This window comes from Comamonas sp. UBA7840, assembly GCF_002501455.1.
Classification (GTDB): Bacteria; Pseudomonadota; Gammaproteobacteria; order Burkholderiales; family Burkholderiaceae_C; genus Comamonas; species Comamonas jiangduensis.
Genome location: NZ_DLTI01000034.1, coordinates 1 through 17,043, shown reverse-complemented (window position 1 = coordinate 17,043; position 17,043 = coordinate 1). Strand labels below are relative to the sequence as shown.

Below are 17,043 nucleotides of genomic sequence, written 5' to 3'. Positions count from 1 at the left end.
TGGGCAGGCCATGATACGCCGCTTGGCGTGGAGTGCGGCAAGGGGCGCCGCCAGGTCATGGCAATGGGGTTGCCGCCATGCGCCGCACGATCGCCTGGGTGCGTGATTGCAAATAGCGTGATTGGGGGTTGACCTCGTAGTAGCGCGGGCGTGGCAGCATCACGGCTAGGCGTGCCGCCTCGGCTGGGGTGAGCTGCGCGGCATTTTTGCGAAAGTAGTGGCGCGCTGCGGCTTGCGCACCAAAAATGCCTTCGCCCCATTCCACGTTGTTGAGGTAAATCTCCAAAATCCGCTGCTTGCTCAAAAACGCTTCCAGCGTACGTGCCAGCAGCAGCTCTTGCCCCTTGCGCAAAAAGCTGCGCTCGCCCGACAGCAGCAGATTTTTGGCCAGTTGCTGGGTGATGGTGGAGCCGCCGTAAATCTTGGGTGGCTTGGCATTGGGGCGGGCCTGGGCTTTTTCCTGGGCTTTCTGGTTGCGCTCCCAGGCGCGTTCAATCGCTTCCCACTGCACGCCGTCGTGCTCCACAAAGCCGTCGTCCTCGGCCGTCAGTACGGCGCGCTTGAGGTGGGGGGAGATCTGGGCGTAATCCACCCATTGCTGCTGCCACGGGCGTTGCAGGCCGCTTTGCTGCCAGATACGCCACATCTCAGAGCGTTGCAAGCTGGTCGATTGCGGGTCCCACCACGCAGCCAGCGCAATGCGCAGCACAAAAAACAGCTGCAGCGCCAAGGCTGCGCACAGCACCAACAGCAGCCAGCGCTCCAGGGCTTTCATGCCAGCGCTTCTTGGGCCAGCACGGCGCGCAGTTCCTGCAGCACTTGCTGCGAGGGCGGGCGCACGCCACGCCACAGCGCAAACGATTCCGCAGCCTGCTCCACCAGCATGCCCAAGCCATCACGGCCGACCGCGCCATGCTGCTGGGCCCAGTCCAAAAAAGGCTGTGCGGCGTGGCCGTACATCATGTCGTAGGCCAGAGAGCCGGGGCGCAAGACGCTGGCAGGCACCGGAATGCCCGCGCCTTGCAAGCTGGCGGCGGTGCCGTTGATGATGATGTCAAAATTGCCACTCAAGCCTTGCTGCTCTTGCGCTAGCAGCTCTACTTTTTGTGATTGGGCGAGGGCGGCATGCGCATCCACCAAGGCCTGCGCCTTGTGGAAGGTGCGGTTGCACACCACCACTTGGCGCGGCTGCTGCTCCAGCAGCGGGCCCAGCACGCCAGCGGCGGCGCCCCCGGCACCCACCAGCAAAATGGCTTTACCAGCAATCGCTACCCCTGCGTTGCGGGTGATGTCGGCCACCAGCCCCAGACCATCGGTGTTGTCCGCATGGATATGGCCATCTGCGCCAATCACCAAGGTGTTGGCGGCACCGGCCAAGGCCGCGCGCGGGCTGCGGCTGTGCGCCGCCTGGGCGGCATCCAGCTTGAAAGGCACGGTGATGTTGCAGCCTTTGCCGCCAGCCTGCAGCAACTGCTGCAGGTCTGCGGCAAAACCGTTCAGCGGCACCAGACGGCGCTGGTAGATCAGCGGCTGCTGCGTCAGCTGCGCAAAGCGGGCGTGGATCCACGGGGAGCGGCTGTGGGCCACGGGGTTGCCCATGACGCAGTACAAATCGGTGGCGTTACTTGGCATGTCGTAAAAGCAAAACGCCGCAGGCTGCGGCGTGAGGGCGGTGAAAGCCTTAGCGGACGTTGGTCTCCAGCGTCTGCTCACGGGTGAAGTTAAAGCGCGAGACCACAGCAATCTGGTCGGCCTTGGCGCGCATGGCCGGGCCAAAATGGCCGAAAGGCCCGGCCGCGCGCGCAATCGCCTGGGCGCGGGTGTCGAGCTGGCGGTTGCCAGAGCCTTGCACGATTTCGGTCTCCAGCACGCGGCCATCGTGGTTCACGGTCAGCACCATGACCAGCTCGCCATAGAGCTTTTGGCCTTTGTGCTCTGGAAAGTTCTCCGTGCCCTTGTCTTCCACCTTACGGCGCAGGCCGTCGTAGTAGACGGCATACACCTCCTCGCGCGTAGCGGGGCTGATGTAGCGTTTTTTGGGGCGGGCATTTTCTTCGTTGATGCGCTTTTCAATCTCGGCCAGCAGCTTGATGAGCTGCTTGCGCTTTTGCTCTTGCTGCTCGCGGTCTTGCTGGGCCGATTGCTCGCGCGGATCAAACTGCGGCATGGTGGAGATTTGCTTGCGCAGCTGCGTCAGCATGACGGCTTGCTGCTCTTGCAGCGCATCCAGCTTTTTTTGCCGCTCTTCAAAATCATCGCCAATGGCGGTGAGGGCCGAATAGGGCAGCGGGCTGGTGGCGCGGCCCTGGGCGGCATCGCCGCCGCCGGCCAAGGCCGCCTGGGCAATGGCCTGCGCTTTTTCCGGTCGCTCCTGCGTGTGTGCATTCACCAAGATCACCTCCAGCGGCGTGTCTTGGAAGACGCGGTTGAACTGCTCGGGCGCAACAAAGCGCACGGTCAGCAAAACGGCGTGAATGGCAATCGACACCCCCAAGGTGAGGGTGAGGGTGGACATGGAGCGGAACGCGGCAGGAAGTTTCACGGGTTGGAATTATCAGCGCTGGTGCTATCGGCTTCGTTGACATCTACTGCAATCGCGATGGGGCCGGCCACGCCTTCCTCCTCGTCGTCTGCTGCATCGTCAAGCGGAGCATCATCGCTGGCATCGTCGGGATCGTCCAGCCGCTCGGTCACGGTGCCGTGAATATCCAACGTGATTTCATCAATATCACCCAGTTTCACCCGCACGCGGGCGCCACGCGGCACGGCGGTGCCCGCCACGCTGATGACCAGCGGCAGCGTGTCGGCACGCACCAGCACGCCGTTGGGGCCGTTGTCTTTGATGACGGCGCCGTCCAGCTCGGTGATGGCGTTTTGCTCCAGATACTTCAGCGTCCAGAAACGCTCCATGCCCTGCTGGTAGCCGTTGTAGGCGCTGTAGGCGCCGTCAAAGCTGCTGATGATGCCAAACAGCTCCGCATCCTTGGGTTTGAAGGGCGCTGCCAGCGCAGCGGTGGCACCGTGGCGCGCACAGGCAATGATTTGCCATTGGTTCACCAGGTCCACATAACGGCGCAGGGGCGAGGTGGCCCACGAATAGCTCTTGACGCCCATGCCCGCGTGGGGCAGGGCCTTGGTGGACATGCGCACCTTCACGCCGGGCGCCATGCTGGCCTGGCTGCGGTAGATGCCGGGCACGCCCAGCTCGGCCAGCCACCCACCCCAGGTGCTGTTGGCGACGATGGCGGCTTCGGCCACGATCAAATCCAGCGGCGCGCCGCGCTTACGCGTGGTGATGCTGACAATCTCGTTGCCTTGCGGCTCTTCACCGTCATTGCCTTCCAGGCGGAAGGTGTAGTCCGGGCGCGAGAAGTTCTCGGGCTTGCCGCGCACCTGTTCGCGGTCGGCTTTGAGTTGCTGCGCCAGGCGGTGCAAAAACATCAGCTCGCTGCGGCGTTCTTGCAGCTCCGGGGGCGTGCCTTCCACGTGCAGCGAAGGGGTGTGCAGCCATTCTTCGGTGACGATGTGGTCCAGCTTGTCGTGGCGGAAGTTCACGGCCACGGGCACACGCTCTAGTTTGGTGACCTTGTTTTTGACTTCCAGCGTAGCCTCGTCATAGGTCACGTACAGCGACACGGCGGGGTTGGCGCGGCCTTCGTCCAGCGTATAAATCTGCACCACCTCGTCGGGCAGCATGGTGATTTTGTAGCCGGGCATGTAGACGGTGGACAGGCGGGTGCGGCCCAGCTTGTCCAGCTCAGAGCCGGGCGTGATCGCCAAGCCGGGCGCGGCAATGTGAATGCCCACGGTGACAGTGCCGGTGCCCAGGCCTTGCACGGACAGCGCATCGTCGATTTCCGTGGTCATGGAGTCGTCGATGGAGTAGGCCTGCACATCGGCCAACGGCAAATCGTCCGGTGGCTGGGGTGCGGTCACGTCCGGGAAGCGGGTGCCCTTGGGGAAGTTCTCAAACAGGAAACGCTTCCAGTGGAACTGGTAGGCCGAGTCGATGGCGCCTGCGGCTTGCAGCAGCTCCAGCGGCGCTTTTTGGGCGCTGCGGCTGGCTTCGACCACGGCCTTGTATTCGGGCGCGTTCTTGTCGGGCTTGAACAGGATTTTGTACAGCTCGTCGCGGATGGCCTGGGGCGTGACGCCTGCGACCAGCTCTTGCGCCCAGGCGTCAATCTGCGCCTGCAGCTGCTTTTTCTTCTCAATCGCCACCAGGGCCTGCTGCAGGATTTCAGCGGGTGCTTTTTTGAAGCGGCCCTTGCCCGCGCGGCGGAAATAGTGGGGGGCGCCGTACAGCGCAAACAGCATGCCGGCCTGCTCGCTCAGCGGGGCGGACTCAGAGAAATAGTCGCGCGCAATGTCGGCAAAGCCAAATTCTTCGTCAGGCGCGAACTCCCAGGCCAAATCCAGCTCAATGCTGGCGGCAATGGCTTCGGCCTTGGCGATCAGTTCTGCGGGTTCGGGCTTGTCAAACTTGAGCAGGATGTGGGCGGCCTTGACCTTGACGCGCTTGCCAGAGGCCAGCTCGATTTGGGAGGAGGCATCGGCCTCAGACAGGATACGGCCGGCCAAAAATTTACCGGCATCTTCAAACAATGCGTGCATAGGGGGGTGATTGTCCCATGCCGCGTATTTCCCCCGGAGGTGTTTGCCTCCAGCGCGCAGCACAGGGTGGGGTGTTTAAAAGATGTAGCTGCTAGCGCAGGTTCAATAAGGGTTTGAATATATAAAACGCTTGAAATCTATGAATATCAAGCGCTAGCAGCTCTTGTTTTTGAGTGCTGGTTGGGGGTGGGTGCGCAGCTCAAGCCAAATCCAAAAAATCCAGCACGCGCGAAATATGGGTTTCAAAATCGCTGAGGGCGTGGTCGCTGCCTTCCAAAATCACGTGCTCGGCCTCCGGATAGCGCGCCACCATCTGGCGCCAGTCCAGCAATTCATCGCCTTTGGCAAAAATGCCCAGTTGCGGCGCAGGGGCAACATCGGATGCAGCCCTTAGGTCGCGCAGCTCTTGGATGTATTCAGGCCGAAAGAAAAATGCTTCCTCGGGGTTGTGCCAGCTGGTTTGCTCGCCAATGTATTGCTCCAGCGTCTGGTCGGGGAACACGGCGGGGTTGAGCAACACGGCTTTGCATTGCTTGTGCTGGGCCACCCACGTGGCGTAGTAGCCGCCCAGCGATGAACCCACCACCGCCATGTGCGCGCTGGGCCAGGCTTGCACGGTGTCCATCACCATCTCCATGGCGGCTTTGGGGGAGGGCGGCAGCTGGGGGCACCACCACGTCACATTGGGGTGCTGGGTCTGCACGTAGTGCGCCATGGTGCGGGCCTTGTTGGATTGTGGCGATGAGCGAAAGCCGTGCAAATACAACAAGTGGGTGGTGGGCATGGTGGTGGGGTTCCTCACAAACTTCGGGGGCAGGAGATGGGTCGCATTCGGCAGACACAGCGCTCAGCAGATAATTGCGCGCTATGCCCGCAGAATTTGATAAGCCCAACATTCTTCAACGTATCTTGCCGATGTTTCGCGGCTTTGATCCTATTTTGCTGCTCGTCATTGCCTGGCTGGCGGGGATTGGGCTGCTGGCCATGTATTCCGCAGGATATGACCACGGCACACGTTTTGTCGATCACGGACGCAACATGCTGCTGGCCGCCGCCATTTTGTTTGTGGTGGCGCAGATTCCGCCGCAAAAATTCATGATGGTGGCCGTGCCTTTGTATGCCCTGGGCGTGGCGCTGCTGGTGGCGGTGTTGCTGTTTGGCATTACCAAAAAAGGGGCAACGCGCTGGGTGAATGTGGGGGTGGTTATCCAGCCTTCGGAGATCTTGAAAATTGCGGCGCCGCTGATTCTGGCCTGGTGGTTTCACCGCCGTGAAGGGGCGTTGCGCGCGATGGATTTTGTGATCGCCTTTGTGCTGCTGGCCTTGCCCGTGGCGCTGATCATGAAGCAGCCGGACTTGGGCACCTCACTGCTGGTGCTGGCGGCGGGGTTGTCGGTGATCTTTTTTGCCGGCCTGCCCTGGAAGCTGGTGGTGCCACCGGTGGTGCTGGCCGTGGTGGGCATTACCTGGCTGATCTGGAACGAGCCCTGGCTGTGCGTGGATGGGCAAAGCTGGTACTTGTTGCACGACTACCAGCGCACCCGGGTCTGCACGCTGCTGGACCCCATGCGTGATCCGTTGGGCCGCGGTTTTCACATCATCCAGGGGATGATTGCGATTGGCTCGGGTGGCGTATGGGGCAAGGGCTTTATGGCCGGCACGCAAACCCACCTGGAGTTCATTCCTGAGCGCACCACCGACTTTATCTTTGCCGCCTATTCCGAAGAGTTTGGGCTGCTGGGCAATCTCGCCCTGATCGTTGGATTCTTGCTGCTGGTGTGGCGTGGCCTGGCCATTGCCGCCAAGTCGCAAACCTTGTTTGGCCGCTTGATGGCCTGCGCGGTGGCCATGATTTTCTTTACCTACGCCTTCGTGAATATGGGCATGGTCAGCGGTATCTTGCCGGTGGTCGGCGTGCCCTTGCCGTTCATCAGCTATGGCGGCACCGCCATGGTGACGCTGGGGCTGGCGCTGGGCGTGTTGATGTCGGTGGCGCGCTCGCAACGGCAGTCGCTTGCCGAGCCCAAACATACTTTGTAAATATTGGTGATAGCCATCAATACGCGTTGTTTTTGGATGCACATCCGCTGAACAATGGGGGTAGGCACAGCGCCAGTGCGAATGCTCAGTGCGAAGGCTGTGTCTGCCCCTCATTTTTTCAAGGAGTGTGTGATGGCAGCGAAGTACGTGCTCAAAAAAGCCAAAAACGGCAAATTCTTTTTCAATCTGCAGGCATCCAATGGGCAGCCCATTCTGACCAGCGAAATGTATGACGCTGTACAGAATGCTTTGGATGGAATTGCGTCGGTACGCAAGAGCGGCGTGGTCGAAACCAACTTTGACAAGCTTGTTGCCAAAGACGGCTCGCCTTACTTCACCCTCAAAGCGGGCAATGGCCACATCGTTGGTCACAGCGAAATGTATTCTTCGGTGGCCGCACGCGACAACGGTGTTGCTTCGGTGATGAAAAACGCAGCAGACGCCGTGCTGGACGACCAAAGCGCTGCCAGCTAAATAAATCCAGCTATCTAAATCCAGCTATCACTCAAGCCAGTGCGCGGTGAGGTCATGGCAGCGTGCCTACAATTGCTGCCATGATCTCTCGCGAACCCACCATCGAGCGCTTGGCCACGGCCCGGCAACTGCTGCTTGAGCCTTTTGGCTTGGATGAATCCCACCTGTCGCGTGCGCTGGCGGAAATCCGCGCCAACCAGGTGGACGATGCTGACTTGTACTTCCAATACACCCGTGCCGAAGGCTGGAGCTTGGAAGAAGGCATCGTCAAGACAGGCTCGTTCTCCATCGACCAAGGGGTGGGCGTGCGTGCCGTCAGCGGCGAGAAAACCGCCTTCGCTTATTCCGACGATATTTCCGAGGCTTCTTTGCTGGATGCCGCCCGCGCGGTGCGTGCCATCTCCGGTGCGCAGCAGCAACACAAGGTGCGCATTCCCAAGACCACTATTGCGCCTTCGCGCACGCTGTACCCCGGCGTAGACCCGATTGCCACGCTCAACAGCACGGAAAAAGTCGAGCTGCTGGGCAAGGTGGAAACGCTGGCGCGTGCCAAAGACCCGCGCATCGTGCAAGTGATGGCTGGTTTGGCCAGTGAGTACGACGTGGTGATGGTGGCGCGTGCCGATGGCACGCTGGCGGCTGACGTGCGCCCCTTGGTGCGCCTGTCGGTGACCGTGATTGCCGAGCAAGGTGATCGCCGTGAGGTGGGTTCATCCGGTGGTGGTGGCCGATTTGGCTTGGCTTATTTCAGCGATGCGCAAATCAATGAATACGTGAACGAGGCCGTGGAGCAAGCCTTGATCAACCTGGATTCGCGCCCGGCCCCAGCAGGTGAAATGACCGTGGTACTGGGCCCCGGTTGGCCCGGTGTGCTGCTGCACGAAGCTGTAGGACATGGCTTGGAAGGGGACTTTAACCGCAAGGGCTCCAGCGCTTTCAGCGGCCGCATTGGCGAGCGCGTAGCGGCCAAGGGCGTCACCATCTTGGATGATGGCACCTTGCCAGATCGCCGTGGTTCGCTCAATGTGGATGACGAAGGTTGCGCCACCCAGGCCAATGTGCTGATTGAAGATGGCATTTTGAAGGGCTACATCCAAGACGCGCTCAATGCACGTTTGATGGGCGTGAAGCCCACCGGCAATGGCCGCCGTGAAAGCTACGCCAGCTTGCCCATGCCGCGCATGACCAACACCTACATGCTGGGTGGCGATAAAGACCCGCAGGAAATCATCGCCTCTATCAAAAAGGGCTTGTACGCTACCAACTTTGGCGGCGGGCAGGTAGATATCACCAGCGGCAAGTTTGTCTTCTCGGCCAGCCAGGCGTACTGGGTGGAAAACGGCAAGATTCAATATCCCGTCAAGGGTGCTACCTTGGTCGGCAATGGCCCCGAGTGCATGAAAAAAGTCAGCCTGATTGGCAATGACATGCGTTTGGACAGCGGTGTGGGTACTTGCGGCAAGGAAGGCCAGAGCGTGCCTGTGGGCGTGGGCCAGCCCACCATGCGTATCGATGGGCTTACGGTCGGTGGTACTGCTTAAATTGATTTGTTTTGCAGGAATTTTGCTTTTAAATTGAAAAAGGCTGATTCATGTTTTTGAATCAGCCTTTTTTGTGGGTTATTTTGGAATTTTCCTGAATGCAGGTTGTTGTGCTGTGTTGCGGTGCAAGATGTACGGTGTTAAAGTCATTCGCTATGCAAGTTCGTAGCGCTTTCTATTTTTACTTTTGGTTCTCGGTCCATGGCGGATGAGAGGCAATAGCTCGCACACACGAACAAACCCTCTTCAAAAAACCGCCGAAGCTGAAAAGCCCGGCGGTTTTTTTATACCCAACGATTTCACACTCACAAAGAGGCAGACATGACAGCACACAACTATGGCGAAGCTTGGTATCGCAGCTCGGTCAACCACAAAACAGGACATACCGACGACGAACGTATCCAGGAAACCACCGTGCTGCCCCCTCCCGAACACCTCATCCGCTTTTTCCCCATCCATGCGACAGCCGTTGAAACGCTGGTTGCCCAAACCCGCAGTGCCATCCGCAACGTCATGCATGGCCGTGGTGATGACCGCCTGCTGGTGATTGTCGGGCCTTGCTCCATTCACGACCCTGCGGCAGCGCTGGACTATGCGCGCCGTCTGGCTGATGTGCGTGAGCAGTACAAAGACACGCTGGAGGTGGTGATGCGCGTGTACTTCGAAAAGCCCCGCACCACGGTGGGCTGGAAGGGGCTGATCAACGATCCCTACCTGGATGGCAGCTACCGCATTGATGAAGGTCTGCGCATTGCGCGCCAGTTGCTGATCGACATCAACCGCTTGGGCGTGCCCGCTGCCAGCGAATTTTTGGATGTGATCTCGCCCCAGTACATCGGTGATTTGATCAGCTGGGGCGCTATTGGTGCGCGCACCACCGAAAGCCAGATTCACCGCGAGTTGGCTTCCGGCATCTCGGCACCGATTGGCTTCAAGAACGGCACAGACGGCAATATCCGCATTGCGACCGACGCCATCCAGTCGGCCAGCCACGGGCACCACTTCTTGTCGGTCCATAAAAACGGCCAAGTGGCCATCGTGCACACCACGGGCAACCCTGATTGCCATGTGATTTTGCGTGGCGGTAAAGCGCCCAACTACGACGCAGCCAGTGTGGAAGCCGCATGCGCTGATTTGGAGAAGGCGGGCTTGCCAGCCAGTTTGATGGTGGACTGCAGCCATGCCAATAGCCTGAAGCAGCATGAACGCCAAAAGCAGGTGGTAGCTGATATTGCGGCGCAAATCGCGTCGGGTTCGCAGCGTATCTTTGGCGTGATGCTGGAGAGCCACTTGGTAGCCGGCGCGCAAAAGTTCACGCCCGGCAAGGATGACATCTGCGGTTTGAACTACGGCCAGAGTATTACCGATGCATGCATCGGCTGGAACGACACGCTGGATGTGCTGGAACAACTGTCAGGCGCAGTGCAGGCGCGCCGCACTCTGGCGGGTGCCTTGCAGACCGAAGCAGTGGCGTAAGCCTGGGTTGGGGCGGGTCAGAGGACCCGCCACCAGGCAACAAATGTCTTTGGGGTGACTTTTGCCTCCAGGGCTTATGGGCATTGCGTGAGTAGCTCTTATTTTTTCACTGATTTATGTGGTGATTCAGGTACATCACCTCTTAACGCGGGGGCTTGCTGTCGCTAAGCTGTAGCCATGTTTTTCTTGCATTGCTTGCTATCCCGAAAGGCCCAACATGATCAGTGAAGTCATTGTGCAATTGAGTACTGAACAGCAATTCCGCGCTGCGGTCGATCGGCTCGCGCCCATGGGCAATGAAGAGGCACGCCGGTGGCTTGATGAGCAGTTCACCGCGCTGGAGTGTGAGCCTTTGCGCCCCAGTGGCAAGGTATTGCTGGCTGACAAGGTGCTGGTGGTGGCGCGTGAAGCGGGTGAACGCCGTTTGTCTGATGAAACCTGGTTTCAGACCTATGCGCGCGCAGCGCATGCGGTGCTGGGGCGTCCCGTGATCAAGGTGGATGTGGCCGCCATGACGGTGAGCTACTGAGCGCATCGCCACGTGCAAAGTGGCTGGTAAGGGTTGGCTTGGTAGGCAGCCCTTCAACGCCAGCAGTACTATCAAAAAAGCCGACTGTATGCAGTCGGCTTTTTTATGGGGGTATGGGGGCCGCCTTTAGGTGGTGGCAAATTGGTCTTGCAACGCCGTGAGCAGCTTGCCGTGGATGCCGCCAAAGCCACCATTGCTCATGCACACGATGTGATCGCCGGGGCGGACATGGGCCAAAACTTGGCGAACCAAAGTGTCGATGTTGTCCGTGGTGAAGGCTGCATCGCCCAAGGCTTCCAAGGCTTCGGCCGCGTTCCAGTCCAGTCCGGCAGTGTGGCAAAAAGCCAGGTCGGCTTCCTTGAGCGACCAGGGCAGTTGCGCTTTCATGGTGCCCAGTTTCATGGTGTTGCTGCGCGGCTCAAACACGGCCAGGATGCGCTGCTGCTGGCCCACGCGCTGGCGCAGTCCGTCCAGGGTGGTGCGGATCGCTGTGGGGTGGTGGGCGAAGTCGTCGTACACGGTAATGCCAACGACAGTGCCGCGCAGCTCCATGCGGCGCTTGACGTTGTGAAAGCTGCCCAGCGCCTGCGCAGCCACAGCAGGCGCAACGCCCACATGTTCTGCCGCGGCAATCGCTGCCAAGGCATTGAGCCGGTTGTGCTCGCCACTGAGCTCCCACTCCACGCGGCCAACCTTGCGGCCTTGCTGCAGCACGTCAAAAGCATGGTGTTCGCCCACGGCGGTGAAGTCGCTCACAGCGGCGCCGAATGTGCGCTGCTCGCTCCAGCAGCCTTGGTGCAGCACGCGGCTCAGGGCTTCTTCCAAACCATTGATGACCACGCGGCCCGATGCAGGCACGGTGCGCACCAGGTGGTGGAATTGGCGCTCAATCGCCGCGAGATCAGGGAAGATGTCTGCGTGATCGAACTCCAGGTTGTTTAACACCGCCGTGCGTGGGCGGTAGTGCACAAACTTGCTGCGCTTGTCGAAAAAGGCGGTGTCGTATTCGTCGGCCTCAATCACAAACAGTGGGCGTTCTTGCTCTGGGGCTTTTGCCCCCAGGCGGGCGGAGACGCCAAAGTCCAGGGGCACGCCGCCCACCAAGAAGCCGGGCGTCAAACCCGCGCATTCCAGAATCCACGCCAGCATGGAGGTGGTGGTGGTTTTGCCGTGCGTGCCGGCCACGGCCAGTACATGGCGGCCTTGCAGCACATGCTCGCTCAGCCACTGAGGGCCGCTGGTGTAGGGCAGGCCTTGATCAAGAATCGCTTCCATCAAGGGGAACTTGGGGCTGCCGTCTTCCAGGTGCTGGCGGCTGACCACGTTGCCAATCACAAACATATCGGGCTTGAGCGCCAGTTGCTCCACGCCAAAGCCTTCGATCAGCTCAATGCCCAGGGCGCGCAGCTGGTCACTCATCGGGGGGTATACGCCAGCATCGCAGCCAGTCACGGTATGGCCCGCCTCGCGTGCCAGCGCAGCGACACCGCCCATGAACGTGCCGCAAATGCCCAAGATATGAATATGCATGGCTGGGCATTCTACGGCGGTGGCTGGCGTTGGCATGGCTGGGGGATGCGAGTATGTGCAAAAGCACGTTTGCCTCTATAAAAGGAGCGCTTTGCGCTTTATTTATAAGTATTTGCAATACTTTTGTATGCCAAAACTTTGGTGATTGAGCGCTAAATGCTCTTGTTTTTATATGAATGCAATAGTCTGTACGCAGGCAGGTTTTGGGAAAAGCCTTGCACTGCCCATCTTTCCCATAATGGCGGCTTGTGAGCTCAAGCTAGAACAAGGCATGTATCCATCGTCTGTGACCCAGGAAATCGCTCAGACCGCCGCCCGCATGGTGGTGGAGGAGGGGCTGGAGTGGGGCCCGGCCAAGCGCCGCGCCGTCAAACAATTGGGCTTGCCCGCCCGCACATCGCTGCCGGATAACGAGGCTGTGGAGGCGGCGGTGCGGGAGTACATCGAAATTTTTTGTGCTGAAACCCAGCCGCAGGAGCTGCGCGCCTTGAGGGAGTTGGCCCTGACGTGGATGGAGCGTTTGCAGGAGTTTCGCCCTCACCTGTCTGGCGCTGTGTGGCGCGGCACGGCCACGCGCATGTCAGATATTTATATAGGGCTGTTTTGTGATGATTCCAAATCGGCCGAAATTGCCCTGATCAACCACAACGTGCAATACGACGTGACCGAGGTGGTGGGGTTTAACGGGGAAGTGGTGGATGCCTTGAGTATCAGCAGCTTGTGCCAACCTCTGGGTGAAACCATTGGCGTACACCTGATGGTGTACGACTATGACGATCTACGTGGCGCTTTGAAGGCTGACGCGCAAGGCCGTACTCAGCGTGGTGATACCCAAGCCTTGCGCCAGCTGTTGCAGATGGAGGATGCGCAATGACCGACTCCACCATGTCTGCCGAGCGCCGCCGCTGGTTGGCGGGTGGGGTGGCGTTGGCTGCTGCAGCCTCAGGTGCTTGGGTGGCTTGGGAGCAAACCCGGGACATGGCTACCAATGATGAGGCGCTGCAAGTGTTTTGGGATTTGCAACTGATGCAGCCCGATGGCGGGCAGATGGCGCTGTCGCCACTGCGCGGCAAGCCTGTGCTGGTGAATTTTTGGGCCACCTGGTGCCCGCCTTGCGTGCGCGAAATGCCGCTTCTCAACCAGTTTGCCCAAAGCCAGGCCGCGCGTGGCACGCATGCGGTGCAAGTGCTGGGGATTGCTGTGGACCAAGCGGCCAACGTTAACCGCTGGATCGCGCGCCAGCCCTTGGCATTTCCCGTGGTGCTGGCTGGTGCAGGGGGCGTCAGCATGACGCGAACGCTGGGTAACATCAGCGGTGGCTTGCCGTTCACGATCTTGTTCGATGCCCAGGGACAAGTGCAACAGCGTAAAATCGGCGAACTTTCCGAGCAAGATCTTGCGCAATGGGCATCATTTGCCTAGCGCATGGAACGCTAAAGCCAGGGGCTGGATCAAAAAACCGCTTTAGTGATAGCGAAAAATATCTCACAAAGCGCGCAGAAGGGCGAATTTAGGGTAAATTCGCGCCCTTATTTAGTTTTAGCCGTTGGAGCTTCCATGGATCTGCGTAAACTCAAGACCCTTATCGACTTGGTGTCCGAATCGAATGTGTCGGAACTCGAAATCACCGAGGCAGAGGGCAAAGTCCGCATCGTCAAGAGCGGTGGTAATGTGGTACAGCAGTTTGTTGCTGCACCCATGCAAGCTGCTCCCGTGCAAGCCGCCGCTGCCCCTGCTGTTGCTGCAACCCCTGCAGAACAAGCAGCCGCATCTGCCGCCGCTGCTGCAGCTTCCGGTCACCAAGTGAAGTCGCCCATGGTGGGCAGTTTCTACCGCGCTGCCAGCCCTGGAGCCAAGCCTTTCGTTGAGGTGGGTGACACCGTGAAGGAAGGCGACACGCTGTGCATTATCGAAGCCATGAAGATCTTGAACGAGATCGAGGCTGATAAGTCGGGCACCGTCACCCGCATTCTGGCCGACAACGGCCAAGCCGTGGAATACGGCCAACCGCTGTTCGTGATCGAGTGATATCTGGTCAAGCCCCTGCGATAGCACAAGGGCTTTCAGATTGAACGATTCGCCTCGTCAGAGGCGGTGAACAACGAGGACTTCCATGTTTAAGAAAATTTTGGTTGCCAACCGGGGCGAAATTGCTCTGCGCATCCAGCGCGCTTGCCGCGAGATGGGCATCAAGGCCGTAATGGTCTACTCCGAGGCAGACCGTGACGCCAAGTACGTCAAACTGGCCGATGAGGCCGTGTGTATTGGCCCTGCAGCTTCGCCTTTGAGCTACCTGAACATGCCTGCCATCATCTCGGCAGCTGAGGTAACCGATGCAGAAGCCATCCACCCCGGCTACGGTTTCCTGTCGGAAAACGCCGACTTTGCCGAGCGTGTGGAGCAAAGTGGCTTCAAGTTCATTGGCCCGACCGCTGAGTCCATCCGCATCATGGGTGACAAGGTATCGGCCAAGCAAGCGATGATCAAGGCTGGCGTGCCTTGCGTGCCCGGCTCGGACGGCGAGTTGCCCGACGATCCCGCACAAATCAAGCGCATTGCCAAGGCGATTGGCTACCCTGTGATCATCAAGGCCGCAGGCGGTGGCGGTGGACGCGGCATGCGCGTGGTGCACACCGAAGCGGCGCTGGTCAATGCTGTGCAGATGACCAAGGCAGAAGCTGGTGCGGCTTTCGGCAATCCTGCGGTGTACATGGAGAAGTTCCTCCAGAACCCCCGCCACGTCGAAATCCAAGTGCTGGCTGATACGCACAAGAACGCCGTGTATCTGGGCGAGCGTGACTGCTCCATGCAGCGTCGCCACCAGAAGGTGATCGAAGAAGCACCTGCGCCTGGTATTCCTCGCCGTTTGGTGGAGAAGGTGGGCGAGCGTTGCGTGGCTGCTTGCAAGAAGATCAATTACCGCGGTGCGGGCACGTTTGAGTTCTTGTACGAAAACGGCGAGTTCTATTTCATTGAAATGAACACCCGTGTGCAGGTGGAGCACCCTGTGACCGAAATGATCACCGGGGTCGATATCGTGCGCACCCAGATCATGGTTGCGGCGGGCGAGAAGCTGCCTTTCACCCAGCGTGAAATCAACAACCAGATGCGCGGTCACGCCATCGAGTGCCGTATCAACGCGGAAGATCCCTACAACTTCATGCCTTCGCCTGGCCGCGTGAATATGTGGCACATGCCTGGTGGCCCCGGCGTGCGCGTAGATTCCCACGTGTACAGCAATTACTTTGTGCCACCGAACTACGACTCCATGATCGGTAAGCTGATCGTGCACGGCGACACCCGTGAGCAGGCGCTGGCCCGCATGCGCACTGCGCTGTCGGAAGTGGTGATCGAAGGTATCAAGACCAATGTGCCTTTGCACCAAGACTTGATGGTGGATGCCGCTTTTGCTGAAGGCGGCACCAATATTCACTATCTGGAACACTGGCTGGAACAGCGCAAAAAGCGCTAATCTCCGGACGTTGTTGACCAGCTATGCTGGCCCTTGGAAACGGGGGCCAGCATTTCGTTTTTAAAAGCTTGAAGGAACTGCCTCATGCATGAGCTCAGCCTAATGTGCCCGGAAGAGCGGGTGGAAGATGTGAGCGATGCGCTCGATGCACTGGATGCGCTGAGCGTGTCGGTCGAGGACATGGATGCACAAACCGAGTCCGAGCAGCCGTTGTTCGGCGAGCCTGGCATGTCTGCTCCCAAAGAAGGCTGGAACCGCAGCCGCATCGTGGCGCTATTTCCTAACGAAGAAGCTGCCAGCCAAGCCCAAGCTTTGCTGCAATTGCAGGACTTTTTCGAAGGTTGTCAGGTGCTGGGCGTTCAAGAGGTAGAGCCTCAAGACTGGGTGCGTTTGACTCAGTCGCAGTTTCAGCCGGTGGACATCACCCCCGAATTCTGGATCGTGCCCACCTGGCATGAGCTGCCTGAAGGCGCAAAGATCAGCATTCGTTTGGACCCTGGCCTGGCCTTTGGTACGGGTACCCACCCCACGACCCGCATGTGCTTGCGCTGGATTGCGCGTCAGCCCCAAGGTTCGCTGGGACGCACGCTGGACTATGGCTGTGGCTCGGGCATTTTGGCCATTGGTGCTGCCAAGTTCGGCGCCGTCGATATTGATGCGGTGGACATCGACCCAGATGCGGTGACATCGTGTGAGCTCAATGCGCAGGCCAATGAAGTGACGCTCAAGGCCGGTTTGCCAGATAAGGCGGTGGGCGAGTACCAGACCGTACTGGCCAATATTTTGGCAACGCCACTGAAAATGCTGGCACCGCTGCTGGTAAGCCATGTGCAAGCCGGTGGCCATCTGGTGCTGGCAGGCATTTTGGAGCGCCAGGCCGATGAGCTCAAAGAAGCCTATGCCCCCTACATCAAGCTGGATGTAGCCGACAGCGAAGACGGCTGGATTTTGATGACGGCCCACAAGGCCTAACACTGCAGGTAGCGGGCAGCCCAGCGTGTGTCGAAACTGTCGATGCACGCACTGGCTGCTTGCCGCTCCTCCTACAATCGACGCTCGATGAGCCTCATTACCTGCTGTCCTTCTTGCGGCACCAAATTTCGTGTGGTGGCCGATCAATTGCGCATCTCCGAAGGGTGGGTGCGCTGCGGGCGTTGTCAAGAAGTGTTTGATGCCACGCAGGCACTGGAGGAAATGCCGCTCACCACGGCTCCTATGTCTGCTTCTACGGTGCAGCCTGCCCTGCAAGAGCAGGCGGTGACACAGCCCCCGATCGTGCGTGGTGGGGATTCACCTGTGGTGGAGGCATCGCAGCCGTCCACCAGCCACCCGCTGGTCAATACTTTGCCAGAGGCAGAGGCAGAGGC

General features: G+C 59.5%; 17 protein-coding genes. 11 read left to right on the top strand and 6 right to left on the bottom strand.

The features are described from left to right. Positions 1-55 precede the first annotated feature (55 nt). The 5 genes from mtgA to B3R00_RS13310 all read right to left on the bottom strand — a co-directional run bounded on the left by mtgA (position 56) and on the right by B3R00_RS13310 (position 5,398). Positions 56-775, bottom strand: coding sequence for a monofunctional biosynthetic peptidoglycan transglycosylase (gene mtgA / locus B3R00_RS13330; protein ID WP_286999416.1), 720 nt, complete (start codon positions 773-775; stop codon positions 56-58). Continuing rightward, entirely contained in the window at positions 772-1,632 is an 861-nt protein-coding gene (aroE, locus tag B3R00_RS13325) for a shikimate dehydrogenase (protein ID WP_286999415.1), read from the bottom strand. Before aroE ends, mtgA begins: the two co-directional genes overlap by 4 nt. A gap of 49 nt (positions 1,633-1,681) precedes the next feature. Next, complete coding sequence (locus tag B3R00_RS13320; protein WP_219163914.1) at positions 1,682-2,542, bottom strand: energy transducer TonB; 861 nt, start codon at positions 2,540-2,542, stop codon at positions 1,682-1,684. After that, positions 2,539-4,614, bottom strand: coding sequence for a ribonuclease catalytic domain-containing protein (locus tag B3R00_RS13315; RefSeq protein WP_286999414.1), 2,076 nt, complete (start codon positions 4,612-4,614; stop codon positions 2,539-2,541). The genes B3R00_RS13320 and B3R00_RS13315 overlap by 4 nt, the downstream gene beginning before the upstream one ends. Before the next feature lie 199 nt (positions 4,615-4,813). Beyond that, a complete protein-coding gene (locus tag B3R00_RS13310; RefSeq protein ID WP_286999413.1) occupies positions 4,814-5,398 on the bottom strand; it encodes a YqiA/YcfP family alpha/beta fold hydrolase in 585 nt (194 codons plus the stop codon). An 83-nt stretch (positions 5,399-5,481) separates the two neighbouring features. Between B3R00_RS13310 and rodA the strand changes: the two genes are divergently transcribed. The 5 genes from rodA to B3R00_RS13285 all read left to right on the top strand — a co-directional run bounded on the left by rodA (position 5,482) and on the right by B3R00_RS13285 (position 10,674). Then, a complete protein-coding gene (rodA, locus tag B3R00_RS13305; protein WP_284213360.1) occupies positions 5,482-6,654 on the top strand; it encodes a rod shape-determining protein RodA in 1,173 nt (390 codons plus the stop codon). Positions 6,655-6,786: 132 nt separating this feature from the next. Beyond that, positions 6,787-7,128, top strand: a complete 342-nt coding sequence (locus B3R00_RS13300) for a YegP family protein (RefSeq protein WP_286999412.1) — start codon at positions 6,787-6,789, stop codon at positions 7,126-7,128. 80 nt (positions 7,129-7,208) lie between these two features. Then, on the top strand, positions 7,209-8,669 hold the full coding sequence (gene tldD / locus B3R00_RS13295) for a metalloprotease TldD (protein WP_286999411.1): 1,461 nt from the start codon (positions 7,209-7,211) through the stop codon (positions 8,667-8,669). A 321-nt stretch (positions 8,670-8,990) separates the two neighbouring features. Beyond that, positions 8,991-10,145, top strand: coding sequence for a 3-deoxy-7-phosphoheptulonate synthase (locus tag B3R00_RS13290; RefSeq protein WP_219163920.1), 1,155 nt, complete (start codon positions 8,991-8,993; stop codon positions 10,143-10,145). Positions 10,146-10,362: 217 nt separating this feature from the next. After that, positions 10,363-10,674: a hypothetical protein gene (locus tag B3R00_RS13285; RefSeq protein ID WP_219163921.1), complete on the top strand. Its 312-nt coding sequence runs from the start codon at positions 10,363-10,365 to the stop codon at positions 10,672-10,674. 126 nt (positions 10,675-10,800) lie between these two features. On the opposite strand, the gene mpl is transcribed toward B3R00_RS13285, so the two are convergent. Next, a complete protein-coding gene (gene mpl / locus B3R00_RS13280) occupies positions 10,801-12,204 on the bottom strand; it encodes a UDP-N-acetylmuramate:L-alanyl-gamma-D-glutamyl-meso-diaminopimelate ligase (protein ID WP_286999410.1) in 1,404 nt (467 codons plus the stop codon). 271 nt (positions 12,205-12,475) lie between these two features. On the opposite strand from mpl, the gene B3R00_RS13275 reads away from it, so the two are divergent. The 6 genes from B3R00_RS13275 to B3R00_RS13250 form a co-directional block, all read left to right on the top strand. Further along, positions 12,476-13,078 (top strand): hypothetical protein, encoded by a 603-nt coding sequence (locus B3R00_RS13275; protein WP_284213357.1) that lies wholly within the window; start codon positions 12,476-12,478, stop codon positions 13,076-13,078. After that, positions 13,075-13,626, top strand: a complete 552-nt coding sequence (locus B3R00_RS13270; protein ID WP_286999409.1) for a TlpA family protein disulfide reductase — start codon at positions 13,075-13,077, stop codon at positions 13,624-13,626. The genes B3R00_RS13275 and B3R00_RS13270 overlap by 4 nt, the downstream gene beginning before the upstream one ends. A 135-nt stretch (positions 13,627-13,761) precedes the next feature. Then, positions 13,762-14,232, top strand: a complete 471-nt coding sequence (gene accB / locus B3R00_RS13265; RefSeq protein ID WP_174863630.1) for an acetyl-CoA carboxylase biotin carboxyl carrier protein — start codon at positions 13,762-13,764, stop codon at positions 14,230-14,232. An 85-nt stretch (positions 14,233-14,317) separates the two neighbouring features. Continuing rightward, entirely contained in the window at positions 14,318-15,676 is a 1,359-nt protein-coding gene (accC, locus tag B3R00_RS13260; RefSeq protein WP_286999408.1) for an acetyl-CoA carboxylase biotin carboxylase subunit, read from the top strand. Between the two features lie 84 nt (positions 15,677-15,760). Beyond that, on the top strand, positions 15,761-16,648 hold the full coding sequence (gene prmA, locus B3R00_RS13255; protein ID WP_286999407.1) for a 50S ribosomal protein L11 methyltransferase: 888 nt from the start codon (positions 15,761-15,763) through the stop codon (positions 16,646-16,648). Positions 16,649-16,735: 87 nt separating this feature from the next. Further along, positions 16,736-17,043, top strand: a 308-nt coding sequence (locus B3R00_RS13250; protein WP_286999406.1) for a zinc-ribbon domain-containing protein, incomplete at its 3' end; no start/stop codon positions are given.